This is a genomic window from Devosia sp. Micro-HW1 (assembly GCF_056341075.1).
This window is the reverse complement of sequence record NZ_CP094375.1, coordinates 3,569,715-3,587,691: the sequence shown is the minus strand read 5'-3', so window position 1 is coordinate 3,587,691 and position 17,977 is coordinate 3,569,715. Positions and strand designations below refer to the sequence as shown.

General features: G+C 64.0%; 15 protein-coding genes and 1 riboswitch. Of the genes, 11 read left to right on the top strand and 4 right to left on the bottom strand.

The features are described from left to right. Positions 1-71: 71 nt before the first annotated feature. The 10 genes from MQW79_RS17275 (at position 72) to gcvPB (ending at position 11,405) form a co-directional block, all read left to right on the top strand. On the top strand, positions 72-3,527 hold the full coding sequence (locus tag MQW79_RS17275; protein ID WP_476585710.1) for an AAA family ATPase: 3,456 nt from the start codon (positions 72-74) through the stop codon (positions 3,525-3,527). A gap of 248 nt (positions 3,528-3,775) precedes the next feature. Then, on the top strand, positions 3,776-4,159 hold the full coding sequence (locus MQW79_RS17270) for an AtpZ/AtpI family protein (RefSeq protein WP_476585709.1): 384 nt from the start codon (positions 3,776-3,778) through the stop codon (positions 4,157-4,159). A gap of 18 nt (positions 4,160-4,177) precedes the next feature. Continuing rightward, positions 4,178-4,948 (top strand): F0F1 ATP synthase subunit A, encoded by a 771-nt coding sequence (locus MQW79_RS17265; RefSeq protein ID WP_476585708.1) that lies wholly within the window; start codon positions 4,178-4,180, stop codon positions 4,946-4,948. A gap of 65 nt (positions 4,949-5,013) precedes the next feature. Further along, the gene (locus tag MQW79_RS17260; protein WP_046103481.1) at positions 5,014-5,241 is read left to right on the top strand and encodes a F0F1 ATP synthase subunit C; all 228 of its coding nucleotides are present in this window, start codon (positions 5,014-5,016) and stop codon (positions 5,239-5,241) included. Between the two features lie 99 nt (positions 5,242-5,340). Continuing rightward, positions 5,341-5,991, top strand: coding sequence for a F0F1 ATP synthase subunit B family protein (locus MQW79_RS17255; RefSeq protein WP_476585707.1), 651 nt, complete (start codon positions 5,341-5,343; stop codon positions 5,989-5,991). A 5-nt stretch (positions 5,992-5,996) separates the two neighbouring features. Beyond that, positions 5,997-6,485 (top strand): F0F1 ATP synthase subunit B family protein, encoded by a 489-nt coding sequence (locus MQW79_RS17250; protein WP_476585706.1) that lies wholly within the window; start codon positions 5,997-5,999, stop codon positions 6,483-6,485. Between the two features lie 256 nt (positions 6,486-6,741). Continuing rightward, a riboswitch (glycine riboswitch) is annotated at positions 6,742-6,831 on the top strand. Positions 6,832-6,979: 148 nt separating this feature from the next. Beyond that, positions 6,980-8,143: a glycine cleavage system aminomethyltransferase GcvT gene (gene gcvT / locus MQW79_RS17245; RefSeq protein ID WP_476585705.1), complete on the top strand. Its 1,164-nt coding sequence runs from the start codon at positions 6,980-6,982 to the stop codon at positions 8,141-8,143. Positions 8,144-8,151: 8 nt separating this feature from the next. Then, positions 8,152-8,517 (top strand): glycine cleavage system protein GcvH, encoded by a 366-nt coding sequence (gcvH, locus tag MQW79_RS17240; RefSeq protein ID WP_476585704.1) that lies wholly within the window; start codon positions 8,152-8,154, stop codon positions 8,515-8,517. Positions 8,518-8,520: 3 nt separating this feature from the next. Then, on the top strand, positions 8,521-9,864 hold the full coding sequence (gene gcvPA, locus MQW79_RS17235; RefSeq protein WP_476585703.1) for an aminomethyl-transferring glycine dehydrogenase subunit GcvPA: 1,344 nt from the start codon (positions 8,521-8,523) through the stop codon (positions 9,862-9,864). Then, entirely contained in the window at positions 9,861-11,405 is a 1,545-nt protein-coding gene (gene gcvPB / locus MQW79_RS17230) for an aminomethyl-transferring glycine dehydrogenase subunit GcvPB (protein WP_476585702.1), read from the top strand. The genes gcvPA and gcvPB overlap by 4 nt, the downstream gene beginning before the upstream one ends. Positions 11,406-12,093: 688 nt before the next feature. Here the strand turns inward: gcvPB and MQW79_RS17225 are convergent. The 3 genes from MQW79_RS17225 to MQW79_RS17215 all read right to left on the bottom strand — a co-directional run bounded on the left by MQW79_RS17225 (position 12,094) and on the right by MQW79_RS17215 (position 14,130). Beyond that, a complete protein-coding gene (locus MQW79_RS17225) occupies positions 12,094-12,681 on the bottom strand; it encodes a hypothetical protein (protein WP_476585700.1) in 588 nt (195 codons plus the stop codon). A 21-nt stretch (positions 12,682-12,702) separates the two neighbouring features. Continuing rightward, complete coding sequence (locus MQW79_RS17220) at positions 12,703-13,194, bottom strand: redoxin family protein (protein WP_476585699.1); 492 nt, start codon at positions 13,192-13,194, stop codon at positions 12,703-12,705. A 99-nt stretch (positions 13,195-13,293) separates the two neighbouring features. After that, the gene (locus tag MQW79_RS17215) at positions 13,294-14,130 is read right to left on the bottom strand and encodes a protein-disulfide reductase DsbD domain-containing protein (protein WP_476585698.1); all 837 of its coding nucleotides are present in this window, start codon (positions 14,128-14,130) and stop codon (positions 13,294-13,296) included. A gap of 117 nt (positions 14,131-14,247) precedes the next feature. Between MQW79_RS17215 and MQW79_RS17210 the strand changes: the two genes are divergently transcribed. Then, positions 14,248-14,823 carry a YqgE/AlgH family protein gene (locus MQW79_RS17210; RefSeq protein WP_476588259.1) on the top strand — a complete coding sequence of 192 codons (576 nt, stop codon included), beginning with the start codon at positions 14,248-14,250 and terminating at the stop codon, positions 14,821-14,823. A 145-nt stretch (positions 14,824-14,968) separates the two neighbouring features. On the opposite strand, the gene MQW79_RS17205 is transcribed toward MQW79_RS17210, so the two are convergent. Continuing rightward, entirely contained in the window at positions 14,969-17,851 is a 2,883-nt protein-coding gene (locus MQW79_RS17205) for a putative bifunctional diguanylate cyclase/phosphodiesterase (protein WP_476585697.1), read from the bottom strand. Between the last annotated feature and the right edge of the window lie 126 nt (positions 17,852-17,977).

Genomic DNA, 17,977 nt, shown 5'->3' with positions numbered 1-17,977 from the left:
ATACCCCGCTCCCCTCATCCGGCGCTGCGCGCCACCTTCTCCCACAAGGGGAGAAGGGAGGACGGACGCCCATGAAGTTCTCACGCCTCAAGCTCCATGGCTTCAAATCGTTCAGCGATGAGACCGTGCTCCACATGGAGCCGGGGCTGACCGGCATTGTCGGGCCCAATGGCTGTGGCAAGTCCAATCTTGTCGAGGCCATGCGCTGGGTCATGGGCGAAAGCTCGTACAAGGCCATGCGCGCCTCGGGCATGGATGACGTTATCTTTTCGGGCTCCGGCAATCGCCCCGCGCGCAACACTGCCGAAGTCACCCTCGTCCTCGACAATTCCGACCGCACGGCCCCGGCGGCGCTCAACACTGCAGATGTGCTCGAAGTCACCCGCCGCATCGAGCGCGAGGCAGGGTCGGTCTATCGCGTCAACGGCAAGGAAGTGCGCGCCCGCGACGTGCTGCTGCTGTTTGCCGATGCCTCGACCGGCGCCCATTCGCCCGCCATGGTGCGGCAGGGGCAGATCGGCGAGCTGATTGCCGCCAAGCCCACCGCACGCCGGGCGCTGCTCGAAGAGGCGGCCGGCATTTCCGGCCTCCATTCCCGCCGCCACGAGGCCGAGCTCAGGCTGCGGGCGGCCGAGGCGAATCTCGAACGCGTTGACGATGTCATCGCCCAGGTCGAGACGCAGCTCGAAACCCTTAAGCGCCAGGCCCGTCTCGCCACCCGTTATCGCGGGCTCTCGGGCGACATCAGGCGCGCCGAGGCGACGCTCTATCACATCCGCTGGGTAGCCGCGCGCGTAGCCGAGAAGGAAACCGAGGCGGCGCAGGCGGTGCTGATCCGTCAGCTCGCCGATGCCACCCATGCCGAACTTGCGGCGCAGAAAACTCTCGCCACGGCCGAAGCGGCGCTAACCCCCTTGCGCGAGCGCGAGGCCGTGACCGGGGCGGTGTTGCAGCGCTACACGATCCTGTCCGAGCAGCTGGCCGACGAAGCCAGGAGGATGAGCCAGCGCCGCGCCGAACTCGAGGACCGGCTGCGCCAGATCGCCGCCGACGGCACACGAGAGCGTGACCTCGTGGCCGAAGCCGAAGCCACTCTTGCGGCCTATGGCGCGGAACAGGCGCAGCTCGGCGCCGAACAGCAGGCTGCACAGGCCGATTTCAACGCCGCCCGCATCGAGGCAGAGACTGCCCGCGCCGCCGCTGCAGAAGCCGACGATGCCGCCCGAAAGGCCGCACAATCTCTAGCCGAAATGCGCGCCCAGCGCAGCGAGGCCGAGCGGAACCTGGGCGATGCGCGAAGCCGCCGTACGCGCCTTGCAGGGCAACTGGCCGATGTGGAGGCCGAGCGCGCCAGCGTCATGGCAAGACTGGACGCCGACGAAACGCTGTCCGCGCGCAGAGCCGCGCTCGAGGCCGCGCAATCAGCCACGTCAGCCGCGGAAAGTACCGCCCTTGGCGCCGAGGAGGCTGCACGACAGGCGCAGGAAAAGCTCGACGCAGCGCGGCCGCGCCTCAGCGAGCTCGACGCCCTCGTGACCCGCCTTGAGGCGGAAGCCTCGACGCTGGGGAAGATGCTCAATACCGGCGCCAGCCTCTGGCCATCGGTGGTGGACGAACTGCAGGTCGAGCCCGGCTATGAAACCGCGCTCGGCGCGGCGCTTGGCGACGATCTCGAGGCCTCCTCGGATGCGGGTGCGCCGATGCACTGGTCCATCGCCATCGACGGCTACGACGATCCGGCCCTGCCACAGGCGGCCGAACCGCTCAGCCGCCACGTCACCGGCACGGAATTGCTCAAGCGCCGCCTCGACCAGATCGGCCTCGTGGATGCGGTGGATGGGCCAGCGCTGATGAAGGCCCTTAAGCCCGGCCAGCGACTGGTGACAATGGAGGGCGCGCTCTGGCGCTGGGATGGTTTCGTCGCTGCAGCCGACGCACCCAGTGCCGCTGCGCAACGCCTCGCGCAACGCAACCGCCTCGCTGAACTGGACGAGGAAATCCTCCGCGCCAAGGGTGAGCGCAATGCTTGGAAGCGCGATGTCGAGGCGCTTGCGGCGGCCTTGGACAGTGCCCGCCAGAGCGAGCGGGCGACGCGCGACGACTGGCGCAAGGCGCAGCACGCCATCGGCGCGGCGCAGGCTGAACTCGACAAGGCGCAGCGCGCCATGGGCGACCTGGCGACCCGCCGGTCGACCCTTGACGACGCCCGGACCCGACTCGCGGCCAGCCTGGTGGAAGCCGATGCCGCGCTGGGCGAGGCGAGCGGCCGGCTCGCCGGAATCGAGGACGAAACGGAACTGGCAGGCGCTGCCACCGCAGCGCAACAGCGCCTTCTGGCCCTGCGCGACCGGGCCGACCAGGCGCGGCTCAAGCTGGGCACGGTGGAATCGGCGGCCCGCATGCGCGCCGCCCGGCTCGACCAGCTTAATCGCGACAGCGCCAGCTGGCTGCGTCGCCGCGACGGCGCACAGGGACAGTTGTCGACGCTGGACCAACGCATGGACGAGGTGCAGGGCCAGCTCACCTCTCTAGTAGACGCGCCCGATGGCTTTGCCAGCCGCAAGGCGCAGCTCGACGATCAGATCGAGGTCGCCAAGGCCGACCACCAGGCCTCGGGCGACCGGCTCAACGCCGCCCAGACCGCCTGGCGCGAGGCCGACCGGGCGCTCAAGGCCGCGGGCGACGCGCTCAACGGCGTGCGCATCGAGCTGACGCGCATCGAGGAACGGCTCAAAGGCGCCCTCGCCCAGCGCCAGCAGATCGAACGCCAGACCGAGGAGTCGCTCGGCATCCCCGCGAGCAAGACGCTGGAAGCGTCGGGCATTCGCCCGGAAGAGGCCCTGCCCGCGGAGCATACTATCGAGCAGAAGGTGGAGCGCCTCAAATCCGAGCGCGAGCGCCTGGGCGGGGTCAACCTTTCGGCCGAAAAGGAAGCCACGGAGGTTCAGGAAAAGCTCGACACGATGGTGCGCGACCGCGACGACATCATCGAAGCAATCGCCAAGCTGCGCGGCGGCATTGCCGCACTCAACCGCGAGGGTCGCGCCCGCCTCAACGAGGCCTTCGGCAAGGTCAATGCGCATTTCCAGGAGCTCTTCACCACGCTGTTCGGCGGCGGCACGGCGGAGCTGACCTTTGTCGAAAGCGATGATCCGCTGGAAGCCGGGCTCGAAATCATCGCCCGTCCCCCCGGCAAGAAGCCGCAGACCATGACTCTGCTCTCGGGCGGCGAACAGGCACTGACGGCGATGAGCCTGATCTTTGCGGTGTTTCTCACCAACCCCGCCCCTATTTGCGTGCTCGACGAGGTGGATGCGCCACTCGACGACGCCAATGTCGAACGTTTCTGCAATCTGCTCGACTCGATGCGCCAGCGCACCAATACGCGCTTCATGGTCATCACCCACAATCCGATCACCATGAGCCGGGTGGATCGCCTGTTCGGCGTCACCATGGCCGAGCGCGGCGTCAGCCAGCTGGTGTCGGTGGACCTGACTACGGCCGAGAGCTACCGCGAGGCAGGTTAACCGGGGTCTGGAAGCGGGTGCAGCATGGGCCTTGCCCCCCAGAATCCCCTCGGCCTGCCCAGACTCTGCCACGATTGGCATGTGGACAGCATGCCGCACCCCAAATCCGGATCAAATATACCTTTTTTAACAAAGACTTAGAACAAGTCGGCGCGCCTTGACACCTCATAGGGGCACCACTATGTTGCGCGCGACTTAAAAGGCGTGCTCCGGTTTCCGGGGGAGACGGCCGGGCGAGGGAGCAGCGGATGACCATACCGCCAGACGACCATGGCCGGCCAGACAGCGCCAAGGGGGTGACTCGCGATCTGGCATCGCGTATTGCCTCGGCCAAGCGGGAGCAGACTCTCAAGGACGATAGAGCCTCGGGAAGAGCCTCCGGCGACATGACCGGAATGGCGCGCGGAATGCGTATTGCCACCGAGTTCATTGCCGCGATCCTGGTGGGGACCTTTATCGGTTATCTCATCGATCTGGGCCTCGGAACCAGTCCGTGGGGCTTGCTCATCCTGTTCATGGTGGGCTTTGCGGCAGGGATCCAAAACGTCATCCGAGTGGTGGCGGAACTGAATGCCGCTGCATCCAACCCGCCGCAAACCGGCGATGCGGATGACAAGCGACCCGATATTTGATGACGCTTAGAGGGCTCCATGGCCGGTACTGACCCGATCCACCAGTTTGTCATCTATGACCTGTTCCCGATTCATCTCGGTGATGAGGCGACGGGCACCGCCCTCAACCTCTCCTTCACCAATTCGGCCCTGTTCATGGTGGCCACGGTCGCCGTGTTGACCACCTTCATGGTGATGTCGGCCTCGCGCAGCGCGCTGGTGCCCAGCCGTTTCCAGCTTGCCGGCGAACTGGCCTATACGTTCGTCGCGAACATGTTGCGAAGTTCGGCGGGCAAGGAAGGGATGAAATTCTTCCCCTTCGTGTTCTCGCTTTTCGGCTTCGTCCTCGTTGCCAACCTGCTTGGCATGTTCCCCTACTTCTTCACCGTGACCAGCCACATCATCGTCACCGCGGCGCTTGCGCTCCTGGTGATCTCGGTGGTGATCCTCTATGGCTTCTTCCGTCACGGCTTCAAGTTCCTGAAGCTCTTCGTTCCCGCAGGCGTTCCGGCCTATGTGCTTCCCATCGTGGTGCCGATCGAGATCATCTCGTTCCTGTCGCGCCCGATCAGCCTCTCGGTCCGTCTGTTCGGCAATATCCTGGCCGGTCACATCACCCTCAAGGTGTTCTCCGGCTTTGTAGTCAGCCTCGGTGCCCTCGGTGCTCTGGGCTGGCTGGGTGCCCTGCTGCCGCTCATCATGACGGTTGCCATCACGGCGCTCGAACTGCTCGTGGCAGTGGTGCAGGCCTATGTGTTTGCAGTGCTGACTTCGATGTACCTCAACGACGCGGTCCACCCATCACACTAAGACGTTGAGTCCCTCAAACGGCGGCTTTTCGCCGGTAAACTTTTGACCCTCGAAAGGACAAACAAATGGACGTTGAAGCCGCAAAGATGATCGGCGCCGGTATCGCAACCCTGGGTATGGCTGGTGCCGCCCTCGGCGTGTCGAACATTTTCGCTAACTTCCTGTCGGGTGCCCTGCGCAACCCGTCCGCTGCTCCCAGCCAGACCGGTAACCTGATTTTCGGTATGGCCATGACCGAAGCTCTGGGCATCTTCTCGTTCCTGGTTGCCCTGATCCTGCTGTTCGTCGCCTAATCGCGCCGAAGACTGACCAATGCAGCCGGATGCTGATATCCGGCTGCTCTTCTATCTGGCCTAGAGCCGGATGACCGGACGTAACGGGACACCGATCAGATGGTAACGCAAGCCTACGCTCAAGAAGCGGCACCCCCGGCAGAGAACCCAGGCACTGAAGCCGACGTTCATGCCGAAGCAACGCATGCCGAGGATGGCGCCCACGCCGATCCTACAGAAGGCACGCATGCAACGACCGAAGCGCACGGCGACGCTGGTCATTCGGACGTGTTCCCGCCCTTCGATCCGGCAACTTTCCCGAGCCAGCTGCTGTGGCTCGCCATTTCCTTCGCTGCGCTCTACATGCTGATGAGCAAGCTGGCCCTGCCAAAGGTCGGCTCCACCATCGAAAAGCGCCAGGCAATCATCGATGCCGACCTGGCTTCGGCCGATGCCGACCGCCAGAAGACCGAAGCAGCCATCGCTGCCTACGAAAAGGCGCTGGCGGAAGCCAAGGCCAAGGCGCAGGCCATCGCTTCGGAAAGCCGCAACCGTATTCAGGCTGATGTTGCTGCCAAGCGCGCTGCCGCCGAAGCTGCGTTGAACGAGAAGGTCACCGCAGCGGAAGCCAGCATCGCACAGACCAAGTCGGCTGCCCTCGCCCATGTCGACGAGATCGCTGCTGAAACGGCCCAGGCCGTGGTCAGCCAGTTCGTCGGCGACGTTCCCACCGACAGCGTTCGCGCTGCCGTGGCCAAGGTTAAGGGGTAAGTCTCATGCCCGAGTGGATGGATAACAGCTTTTTCGCTCTTGTCGGCCTAGTCATCTTCATTGGCCTTTTGATCTATGTCGGCCTGCCGCGCATCATCGGCAACATGCTCGACAAGCAGATCAAGAAGATCGAAACCGAGCTCAGCGAAGCCAAGCGCCTGCGCGAAGAGGCCGCCGCCCTGCTCGTTGAATACGAACAGAAGCGCATCGCCGCCGAGCAGGAAGCCGAAGGCATCATCATCGCTGCCAAGGAAGAAGCCGAGCGCCTGACCCAGGAAGCCCAGGCGTCGCTGGCCGATCTGGTTGCCCGCCGCACCGCCGCAGTTGAAAGCAAGATCGCCCAGGCCGAAGCCCAGGCTATCGCCGAAGTGCGTTCGCGATCGGCCGACCTCGCCATCGAGGCCGCCCGCGCCGTGCTCTCCGACGAGATGAGCAAGAAGGGTGGCAAGGTCATCGACGCCGCCATCGCCGACGTCGCCGGCAAGCTGAACTGAGACCTCTACGGTCGCATCAAGATCAAGGCGGGCAGCGATGCCCGCCTTTTTTGTTCGACCAGACTACCCTTCTCCCCTTGTGGGAGAGGGACAGGAAATCCGCGTTCAGCGGATTTCCTAGGGTGAGGGGTTCTCTCCACGCATACGTCGGTCGCCAGGTGATGACAGCCCCCTCATCCGCCCTTCGGGCACCTTCTCCCACAAGGGGAGAAGGAAGAAAGGATCGTTGACCTCCCGAGAATTCTCCACCATGGTGCGCTCGACTGCGGGAGAGACTGGCCAAAGCGCCAGCGCCGAAGGAGCAACCGCCCCGGAAACTCTCAGGCAAACGGACCGCAGTCAGGTCAGAAACTCTGGAAAGCAGGCTCACAAGGCCTCTCCGAAGGAGCAACCGGCGCTCAGCCGGGAAATCTCTCAGGGCAAGGACAGAGGGGGCACGCATACCCGCCGCATGGCGGAGCCTTGTCGTGTCGCCGTCCAGCCAGAGAGACCCAATGGCCGAAGCCCTATCTGAAGACCTCAAGCAGACCCCGCTTTATGAACGACATGTCGTGGCCGGCGGTCGCATCGTGCCGTTCGGCGGTTATGCCCTGCCCGTCCAGTATCCCACCGGGATCATGGCGGAGCACAAATGGACCCGCGAACAGGCAGGCCTCTTCGATGTCAGCCATATGGGGCCGAGCTTCCTCATGCTCACCGATCCCAGCGGCGACGCCGAGGCAGACCATGCCGCCATTGCCAAAATCATCGAGCCGCTCATCTGCGGCGATATTGCTGCCCTCAAGCCCGGGCAAATCCGCTATTCGCTGCTGCTCAATGACGAGGGGGGCACCATTGACGACCTCATGGTCGCGCGCTCGCCGATCACGACGGGCGGCCTCTACGTGGTGGTCAATGCCGGCACCAAGGACAATGACTTCGCCCTGATCGAAGCTGCCGCCGGCGACAAGGCCACTCTGATCCGGGCCGACGGCGATTATGCCCTGCTGGCCCTGCAGGGGCCAGAGGCCGTCAATGTCATGGCCTCGCTGGTGCCTGAGGCGGTCGAGCTGGGCTTCATGAATTATGGCGCCTTCAGCTGGGGCAAGGACAAGGTATTCATCGCCCGCTCCGGCTATACCGGCGAAGACGGGTTTGAAATCCTCGTCAATCGCCATGAGGCCGTGGCGCTCTGGGATGCGCTGCTGGCCGATACCCGGGTCAAGCCGATCGGCCTTGGCGCCCGTGACAGCCTGCGGCTCGAAGCGGGCCTGCCACTTTATGGGCATGACCTCGACAGCTCGGTTTCGCCCATCGAGGCTGATCTGGGCTTTGCCGTTTCCAAGCGTCGTCGCGAGGCCGCCGATTTCCCCGGCGCCCAGCGCATCCTGGCCGAGCGCGAGGGCAAGCTGAGCCGGAAGCGTGTCGGTCTCCTGGTCGAGGGCGCGCCGGCCCGCGAGGGCGCCGAAATCCTCGACGCCTCCGGCACGGCCATCGGCGTCGTCACCAGCGGGGGGTTCGCCCCGTCGCTGGGCAAAGCCATTGCCCTGGGCTTTGTGCCGCCTGATCACACCGCCATTGGCACGAAGCTGCAGGTCTCGGTGCGCGGACGCGCCCAACCTGCCGAAGTCGTACCAACGCCTTTCGTCCCCCATCGCTATTTCCGCAAGTCAGCCTGAGGCCCGCCATGACCACCAAGTTTACCCAAGATCACGAATATATCCGCGTTGACGGCTCGACCGGCATTGTCGGCATCACCAGTTACGCGCAGGAGCAGCTGGGCGACATCGTCTTCGTCGAACTGCCCAGCGTCGGCAAGGTTCTGAAGAAGGGCGACGAGGCTGCCGTGGTCGAGTCGGTCAAGGCCGCCTCGGAGATCTACGCGCCGGTGTCGGGCACGGTCACCGAAGTCAATGATGCCCTGACCGGCGAACCCGGTCTCATCAATTCGGATCCCACCGCCGGTGGCTGGATCTACAAGATTTCTATCGCTGATACCGGTGAAATTGACAGCCTGCTCGATGACGCGGCCTATGCGGACCTGACGAAGTAAACAATGCGCTATCTTCCCCATTCTGATCACGAACGCCTTGAAATGCTCGGCACTATTGGCGCTGCCAATATTGACGCGCTGTTCTCGGCCGTTCCCGTTTCGGCACTGAAGTCGTTCAAGCTTGACTTGCCCGACCACAGCCCGGAATTCCTCGTCGAAGCCCATATGCGCGCCCTTGCCGGCAAGAATCACGCGGCCGGCGACGGTCCGTTCTTCGTCGGCGCAGGCGCTTACAGGCACCATGTGCCGGCGACGGTCGATCATCTGATCCAGCGTTCCGAATGGCTTACGGCCTATACGCCGTACCAGCCGGAAATCTCGCAGGGCACGCTGCAGATGCTGTTCGAATTCCAGACTCAGGTGGCCAAGATCACCGGCATGGACGTGGCCAATGCCTCGCTCTATGACGGCTCGACCGGCACGGCGGAAGCCGTCCTGATGGCGCGCCGCCTGACCCGCCGGAACAAGATCGTCCTCTCGGGTGGGCTCCACCCGCATTACCGCGATGTGGTGAAGGCCTATCTCAAGGACGATCCCAACCTCGTCTGCCTCTCGCCCTCGCCCGAGGGCCAGGGTGACATTCTCGAGCATATCGACGGCGACACCGCCGCCATCGTCATCCAGACCCCTGATTTCTATGGTCATTTGCGGGACCTCAAGAATGCTGCCGATGCCGCGCATGCACAGGGCGCCCTGCTGATCGTTGTCATCACTGAAGTGGTGTCGCTGGGCCTGCTCGAAGCGCCGGGCGCGCTGGGCGCCGACATTGTGGTGGCCGAAGGCCAGTCGATCGGCAACGCGCTCAATTTCGGCGGCCCGTATCTGGGGCTGATGGCCACGCGCAAGGAATTCATTCGCCAGATGCCGGGTCGCCTGTGTGGCGAGACCGTCGATGCCGATGGCAACCGCGGCTTTGTGCTGACGCTCTCCACCCGCGAGCAGCATATCCGGCGCGAAAAGGCGACCTCGAACATCTGCACCAATTCCGGGCTCTGCGCCCTCGCCTTCTCGATCCATATGGGTCTGCTTGGCGAAGCCGGATTTGTGCGGCTGGCGCGGCTCAACCACGCCAATGCGGTGCTGCTGGCCGATGCGCTGGAGAGTGTTCCCGGCGTCACCGTGCTCAACAAGACCTTCTTCAACGAGATGACCATTCGGGTCACCCAACCGGCGGCGAGCCTGGTCGAGCGCCTCGCCAAGCGTGGCATCCTGGCCGGCGTGCCCGCCAGCCGCCTTCTGCCCGGCGACCGGGAAGTGGACAATCTTATCATCCTGGCAGCAACCGAGCTGACAACCAAGGCCGACATTGCGGCCCTCTGCGCCGCGCTGACGGAGGAACTGGCATGAGCATGAATACGCAAGGCCGTCCCACCGGCGTGGGCACTGTCGGCACCTCCGCTTCGGGCTCGGCGCTCATTCCCGACGAACCCCTGCTGTTCGAGATCGGCGACACGGAACATTCGGGCGTCGACCTGCCTGAAGTCGAGCTGGGCAATAACCGTCTCGGTGGCTTCGCCCGGCAGAGCAAGCTGGACCTGGCTGGCCTGACCGAACCCGAGGCGATGCGCCACTATGTGCGCCTGTCGCGCCTCAATCACTCGATCGACAGCGGCATGTATCCGCTGGGATCGTGCACGATGAAGCACAATCCGCGCCTCAACGAGAAAATGGCCCGCCTGCCTGGCTTCTCGGATATCCACCCGCTGCAGCCGGTGTCGACAGTGCAGGGTGCGCTGGAAATGATGAACCAGCTGAGCCACTGGCTGCTTACCCTCACCAACACGGCCGCTGTAGCATTGTCGCCAAAAGCCGGCGCCCATGGCGAACTGCTGGGCATGATGGCCATCAAGGCGGCGCAGGAAGCCAAGGGCGAGGCGCATCGGACGATCGTGCTGGTACCCGAAAGCGCGCATGGCACCAATCCGGCCACGGCGGCCTTCCTGGGCTATACGGTCAAGCCCGTGCCAGCCAAGGATGATGGCACGGTCGATGTGCAGGCCGTCATGGACGCACTGTCGCCCGACGTCGCGGCGATCATGCTGACCAATCCCAATACCTGCGGCCTCTTCGAGCCGCAGGTGATCGAGATTGCCAAGGCCGTGCATGATGCGGGCGCCTTCTTCTACTGCGATGGCGCCAACTTCAACGCCATCATGGGCGTGGTGCGGCCGGGCGACCTCGGCATCGACGCCATGCATATCAACCTGCACAAGACCTTCTCGACGCCGCATGGCGGCGGCGGGCCGGGTGCGGGTCCCGTGGTGTTGTCGGCGGCCCTGGCGCCCTTCGCGCCCGTCCCCTTCGTCCGCAAGGGCGAAAATGGGCTGGAAATGGTCGAGCATATCGAGGGCGAGGCTCTCGGCCGCGTCACCGCATTCCACGGCCAGATGGGCATGTATGTGCGCGCCCTGACCTATATGCTCAGCCACGGTGGCGATGGCCTGGCCCAGGCGGCCGAAGACGCCGTGCTCAACGCCAATTACGTCAAGGCGCGGCTCGAGCACCTGTTCTCGGTGCCTTTCCCCGACTATCCGACAATGCACGAGGCGCTGTTCGACGACAGCTTCCTCAAGGATACCGGCGTCACCACGCTCGATTTCGCCAAGGCGCTGATCGACGAGGGCTTCCACCCTATGACCATGTATTTCCCTCTGGTCGTGCATGGGGCCATGCTGATCGAGCCCACCGAGAGCGAGAGCAAGCAGACGCTGGACCGGTTCTGCGACGTCATGGCGGAGCTGGCGACGGAGGCCAAGTCGGGCAATTCGGCGCGCTTTACGGCTGCCCCGATGAAGGCACCGCGCCGACGTCTCGACGAGACCCGCGCCGCACGCCAGCCCATCCTCAAGTGGGAACGGCCGGCGGAGACGCTCAAGGCCGCAGAGTAAAAAACGCAGGCCGAAGAGCCGGACGATCATGAAACCTCCGGGTCACTGTCATTGATGGTGCCCGGAGGCTGTCCCCGCCTCTGAGTTTTATAATAGTGAGACGGACACCGCCTCCGGGCGCCGGGATTTCTGGCAGGGGGGTTCGCTAGGGCCGGCTCTCACCGGAATTTCCCATCCCCGGACCCACACCCCGTAGCGATTCAGGGTGCTCCCGACTGTCGCCGGACGGTTGATCGTTGCAACCCCATCTCCACCCGGCTGATGGGGTGAGAGTACGACAAGGGAAGGAGGCGGGGATAACTCCGTTCGTTAGAGACCCCCACCTAGCCTCAACCTGAAGGAGGGGGAGGGATGGCCCGCGTCTGTAGCGGGCGCTTTCGACCGCATTGCGGTCTGTGCCCACATGCGATGGGCAACAAAAACCGGTGATAGCACTATCGACCGCGCGTCACCCTTGGCCTTGAGCCGCTGCCGGGCGGCGTACCCCAAGTGCAGAGCCCTCGGCATTCGCTACACTTTGTTCCTCTTTTCGAGAGCGTACTGGCAGCTCCGTTGACTGGTATTATCAGAGTCTGCTGCGAGAGACCGCCTCTCGAAGGCTGCCAGTCCCTGCCCCACACCCGCTAAAACAAAACGCCCCGGCTCATCACCGGGGCGCAATTGGACGGGTTGACCTGCGGGACGTCTCTCAGCCTCTTGTATCGAAGCCGACCCAGATGGTGATGTTTTCGCCGCCGAGATAGGGGATGGTCACGTTTTCGACCACCTTGACGAACTCAGCCGTCTGGCTGGGCGGCGTCAGCGCCACCGGCATGGTGTACTTTTCCGAGAAGATGGCCTGGCCGTCGCGCTCGACCGCAAAGCGGATGGGCGCATTGACGGTGGACTGGCTGCCGGCGGGTCCAAGCAGGACGCGACCAGTGACGCCCATATTGACGGTAATCTGGCCATTGGACACGACGCAGTTGCGCGAGGTCTCGTCGATGACGCCCTGATACTGCAGGGCCCTGGCGTCGCCGACGCGGCCATTGCCATAGTAGTACATGGCCTCGCCGCCCGCCCGCACCTTGATCGGGGGGCATTCGGTGGCGATGACTGGCAGGGCGCTGGTCTGGGCCTGGGCCACAGCCTGCGGAGTTGCCGTGGCGTTCTGGAGGCTGGCGTTGGCAGCCGTGTTGCCGCCACCGAACATGGAGCCCATGGAACAGCCGGCCAGCAGCACGGCGAGCGCGCCAGTGGCGCCGAGACGAAGGGTGGACGTCAGGGACATTGTCATAGTGTGATCAGCTCCTGGCGATCAGGCTGCGGCTTCGAGAGCCATGAGGATGGCGGGTGCGCCGCTGGCCGTCACGCCGGGTGCATCTTCGACAAACACGGCTTCGAACACACCATTGCGGACAATCGCAGCGGCGCGGGCGTAGCGCGTGCCCATCCCATGGGCAGAAAAATCCTTGTCGAGGCCGAGGGCCTTGGCCAGAGCAGCATTGCCGTCGGCCACAAAGGCGACGTCGGACAGGGCATCGGACGCTTCGGCCCAGGCCTTCATGACATGGTGGTCATTGACCGAGGCACACACGATCCGGTCGACACCGGCAGCGCGCAGCTTGGCGGCGTTGGCCACGAAGCCTGGCAGATGATTGACATGACAGGTGGGCGTAAACGCGCCCGGCACGGAGAACAGCACAACAGTACCCTGCCCCAGGACCGCGTCGCTTGTCGTGTCTTCGACACCATCAGCAGTCACCAGCTTGATCCCGACAGACGGGACCGAATTGCCGCGTTCGATCATTGGTGGAAATAGCCCCATGCTCGGCGGCAAAGCCGCCCTACTCCAAAACTCATGCTCCTGCGATATGCGGCTTTTTACAATGGCACAAGGCCAGCGGGCTTATTGTGCCAGAGCATCCACATTCGCTTCGGCGCCGGATTCGATCGTCCGGCTCACCTCATAGGCACCCGTCGCTGTCATGAAGGACAGTTCAACCTCCATGCCATCGAGGACACTATTGTCGGTTTTGCCCACAATGGGAAGCAGCACTAAGTTCTCTTGAGGGCTTTTTTGCGGCGCCCCAAAGAGCGGCGCATCGAGTTCTCCAGCGACGATAAGGCTATCCGGATCGACCACGGCCTCGTCGATCTCGACCAGAATTCCCGTGCCATCCCTGGACAGCTGGATGTCACCAGCCGGTTCGGGACCCGCATCCCATTCGATGGGCACGGAGGCCAGAGCCTGACGGATGCGCAACGCGTTGGCGTCATCGCCTTCCGGATCGGTCGCCGGCAGGCGCATCTGTGCCTGGGCGGGGACACAGATTTCCGAGCACACGCCCAGGGTCGCATTGATGGACACGACGGCGCCGGGACCCTCGAGATCGAGCACAAAGGGAAGAACCGTGTGGCCGAAATAGACATAGTCCACCAGGCCATCGGCCAGGTCGCGGAGCGGAAAGGGCCAGTGGATTTCGTGGCCGGATACACCGGTGGAACCGGCGAAATCCAATTGGGTCGGCAGCCCGGTCTCTCCCGGGACTTTCCAATAGGTCTTGGTGTCCTCGGGCATGTCGATTTCGAGCGCAAACCATGCCCGTCCGTCCGCATCAATGGTGCCGGCGCTGATCAGGCGCATGGACACACCGGGGGCAACCTCCTGCCATGGCGTTTCGCCTGCGGATGCAGGCAGGATCGAGGCAGCAAGAGCAAGGGCGGCAGCAATGGGAAAGCGCATGGCTAGGCATTAGCGCAGCAAAGGATGAACGACCAGATAGCGCCGGTTCAGGCCTTCGTGAAGAAACTGAGCGGCGCAGCGCTTGGCAGGCTGGTGGGTGCAGAATACAATCGGGCCATGAACAGTCTAGAAGGACAATTCCTGGTTGCCATGCCGGACATGGCCGACGAACGCTTCGCCGAAAGCGTCATCCTGATCGTTGGTCATGGCTCCGAAGGCGCCATGGGCCTTGTGGTCAATCACGAGCTGGCCAACCTGCGGTTCGCCGACATTCTGGATGAGCTCGACCTCGGCGATCCCGATGCAGTCATTCGCCTGCCCGACGCTATCAGGGACCGGGCCGTGATGCGCGGCGGCCCCGTCGAGAAGGGGCGCGGTTTCGTGCTGCATTCAGGCGATTATCACAGCGGCAATACCTACAAGGTCACCGAGGAAATCGGCCTCACGGCCACGCTCGACATTCTCAAGGCCATGGCCTTCGGGCCCGCCCCGCGCTCGGCCCTGTTCGCGCTGGGGTGCTGCGGCTGGTCGCCTGGACAGCTGGAGGACGAAATCGGCGCCAATGGCTGGCTGACCGTACCGTTCAGCCATGAACTTCTGTTCGAGACGCCGGTGGAGCACCGCTACGACAAGGCGCTGGAAAGCCTCCACATCACAAGGGCGACGCTGAGCAGCGAGGCGGGGCACGGCTAGGCTTCGGCGCCCAGCCAAAGTACCCCCACCCTTAATCCCTCCCCACAGGGGGGAGGGAGACGATGAACACCGGCGACTGAGGCTTGCGCCTCCCTCCCCTTGATGGGGAGGGAATGAGGGTGGGGTGACGCTCCCAAGCCCGATCTTACCTGCCCATCTGCGCGGCGAGTTTCCTGCCCAGTTCGGCACCGACCATCGCAGCGCCGAAAGCAAAGCCCTGGGCGTAACGGCAATTGAGTTGCCGGAGGCGTTCGATCTCGTCGATGCTTTCGACCCCCTCGGCCACCACCATCAGATCGAGATCGTTGGCCAGGGCCACGATGGCGCGGATGATCGGCGCCTGGGTATGGGCGATGCCACTCTCGGTCCCCAGGCGCACGAAGGGCGCGGGGATCTTGATCGTGTCGAAGGGGAAGCGGTGCAGGTAGCTCAGCGATGAATGGCCGGTGCCGAAATCATCGAGGGCGAGGCCGAGCCCCATATTGCGCAGCGCTTCGAGCATGTAGGCGGAATGCTCGGGATTGGTCATCACCTGGCTTTCGGTGATCTCGAGCTTCAGGTGCCCGGTCAACTCGCTGTCCTGAGCAATGAGGTTGCGCATATCCGCCAGGAGGGTCTCGGACCCCAGCTGGCTGGGCGAGAGATTGACCGAGATGAAGAAGCCTTCGGGCAGGCCGATGGTCGCCATCCAGTCCTTGGCCTGGGCGGCGGACTGTTCGAAGGCCAGGCGACCCAGCTTCTCGATCTGGCCGGACCGCTCCGCCAGGGGCACGAATTCGTCCGGTGTCACCATGCCGCGCGTGGGGTGATTCCAGCGCATCAGTGCTTCGGCGCCGGCCATCTGGCCGGTCTGAATATCCATGATGGGCTGGAACTGGACCTGCAACTCGCCCTGCTTGAGGCCGCGCTCCAGGTCTTCCTCACTGGCCTTGTTATAGGAGGCAATCGAGCGGGCCGAGGCGCGATAGGCCTCGATGCGGTCGCCGCCGAGACGCTTGGCATAGTACATGGCGAGTTCGGCATCGCGTAGCACGTCAGTGGCAGTGGAAGGGTTGCTGTCATAGATGGTGACGCCGATCGAGGCGGTCAGGACCAGATCCCGATCACCAAAATTGAACGGCGCCTTGAGGGCCTTGCGAATCTGCTCGGCCGTTTCGGCAATCTTGGCGGCCGCCTGTTCGGACGAGAGGATGACCGCGAACTGGTCCCCGGCAATGCGAGCCACGGTGTCGAGCGGCCGCATGATGCGCGAGATGCGGCGCGATATGGCCAGAAGCACGGAGTCCGCGGCCGAGTGGCCGATGCGCTCTTCGAGTTCCATGAAGCGGTCGATGTCGATAAGGAACACAGCCGGCTTGGTTCCGCCTGGCGTACGTGCCCGAACGAGCGCGCGTTCAAGCCGGTCGAGGAAGAGCTGGCGGTTGGGCAGGCCTGTGAGACTGTCATGCACGGCATCGTGCAACAGGCGCTCGCGCGAGGCGCGGTCATCGGTGACGTCCTGCAGAGTGCCGACGATGCGGTTGACCTGACCGTCGCCGCCCAGCACCGGCTTCACGCGCATGCGGAAGGTGCGGAAATTGCCATCGTGCCCGGCGACCCGCATGTCAGCCGAAACCTTGCCGCGACGCAGCTCGACCAGGGTGTCGAAGGCGGTGCGGAAGCGGTCGCGGTCATCGGGGTGGACGCGATCGAGCCAGCGCTTGATCGCGCCGCGCAGCGCACCGCGCTTTTCACCGAGGCGTGTGGCCAGCTCGTCGCTGACCGTCACGCGGTCGCGCTCGATGTTCCAGTCGAAGACAAAATCGCCCGAACCGGTCAGCGCCAGGGCCCGGCGCTCGACCTCGCTCAGCGTGCCGATGGAGACCTGCCCCTCGGAGAAGGCGTGCTGCACCGCGGTAAAGCCGAGTAGCATGACGATGAGCACGAGGCCGCCACCCACGGCCGGCTGGGCGACATCATTGGTCACCTGACCGGAAATCACCAGCCAGGAATAGAACAGCCAGGCAATGAAGATGATCCAGGTAGGCACCAGCAGCACCGCGCGATCATAGCCGCGCAGGGCCAGCAGCAGGATCAGGAAGAAGCCGGAAATGCCCAGCAGGGCCAGAACGAGCCGCGCAATGGTCGCGGCGATGGCGGGCTGGAAGAAGGCGAACAGGAACAGCGCCAGGAACAGCGCCGCAAGGCCAAGCGCCAGATGAATGAAGCGCAGATGCCAGCGGTGCAGATTGAGATAGATGAAAAGAAAGCCCGCCAGTGTCGTGGCAATGCCGGCTTCGGCAGCCGCACGCCAGGGCTGCACGCCGCTGGCCGGAAGCCCCAGCAAGCGCCCCAGGAGGCCGAAATCGATCAGCAGATAGGCAAGCACAGCCCAGGCGAAGGCCGCCGTCGCCGGAAAGACACCGCGTCCCTTGACCACGAACATGATGGTGAGGAACACCGCCGCCAGCGACGCCACACCTAGCACCACGCCGCGGAAGAGAGTGAAGGAATTGACGTAGTCGCGATAGGCGCTCGGCTCCCAGAGGTAGAGCTCGGGCAAGTCATCGGAAGCCAGTTCGGCGATAACAGTCATGGTGGCGCCGGGGTCGAGCGTCACCTCGAAGACATCGGCCTCGGGATCGCTCAGGCGTTCGGGGCGGATGCCAGCGCTGGGCGTGACGGCATTGATCCGATTTTCACCCAGGTCAGGCTGGAAAACGCCAGAGGCCGGCAGGCGGAAAAACGGCGCCACGAGCAGTCGCTGAATCTGCTGATCGCTGTCGTTGCGCAGCGCGATCAGAGCGAAGGCCGGATTGGTCTGCGGGTCCGTTGCGAGGACCTCGATACGCCGGATGATGCCATCAGCGTCAGGCGCGGTCGACAATTGCACGCGGCCATCGGTGCCGGGCACAACTTCAACAACGTCAGAGAGATTAACGGCATTGACGTCCTCAGGGACCGAGATGACTTCGAAGGCCGTGGCGACGGACACAAGGCCGGAGAGCGCGAGCGCAAGGCTGATCGCGAATGCTATGAGGTGACGCATCGGGTGCAGTTAAATCCTGCGCTAGGCTTCATTATGGCGGCAGTCTGGGAAAAATGCGCGAAGCCCGGACGAGCCTTGTCTTCTTGTTCCTCCAGCGGAGCGCTAACTTGGTACGGGAGATTGACG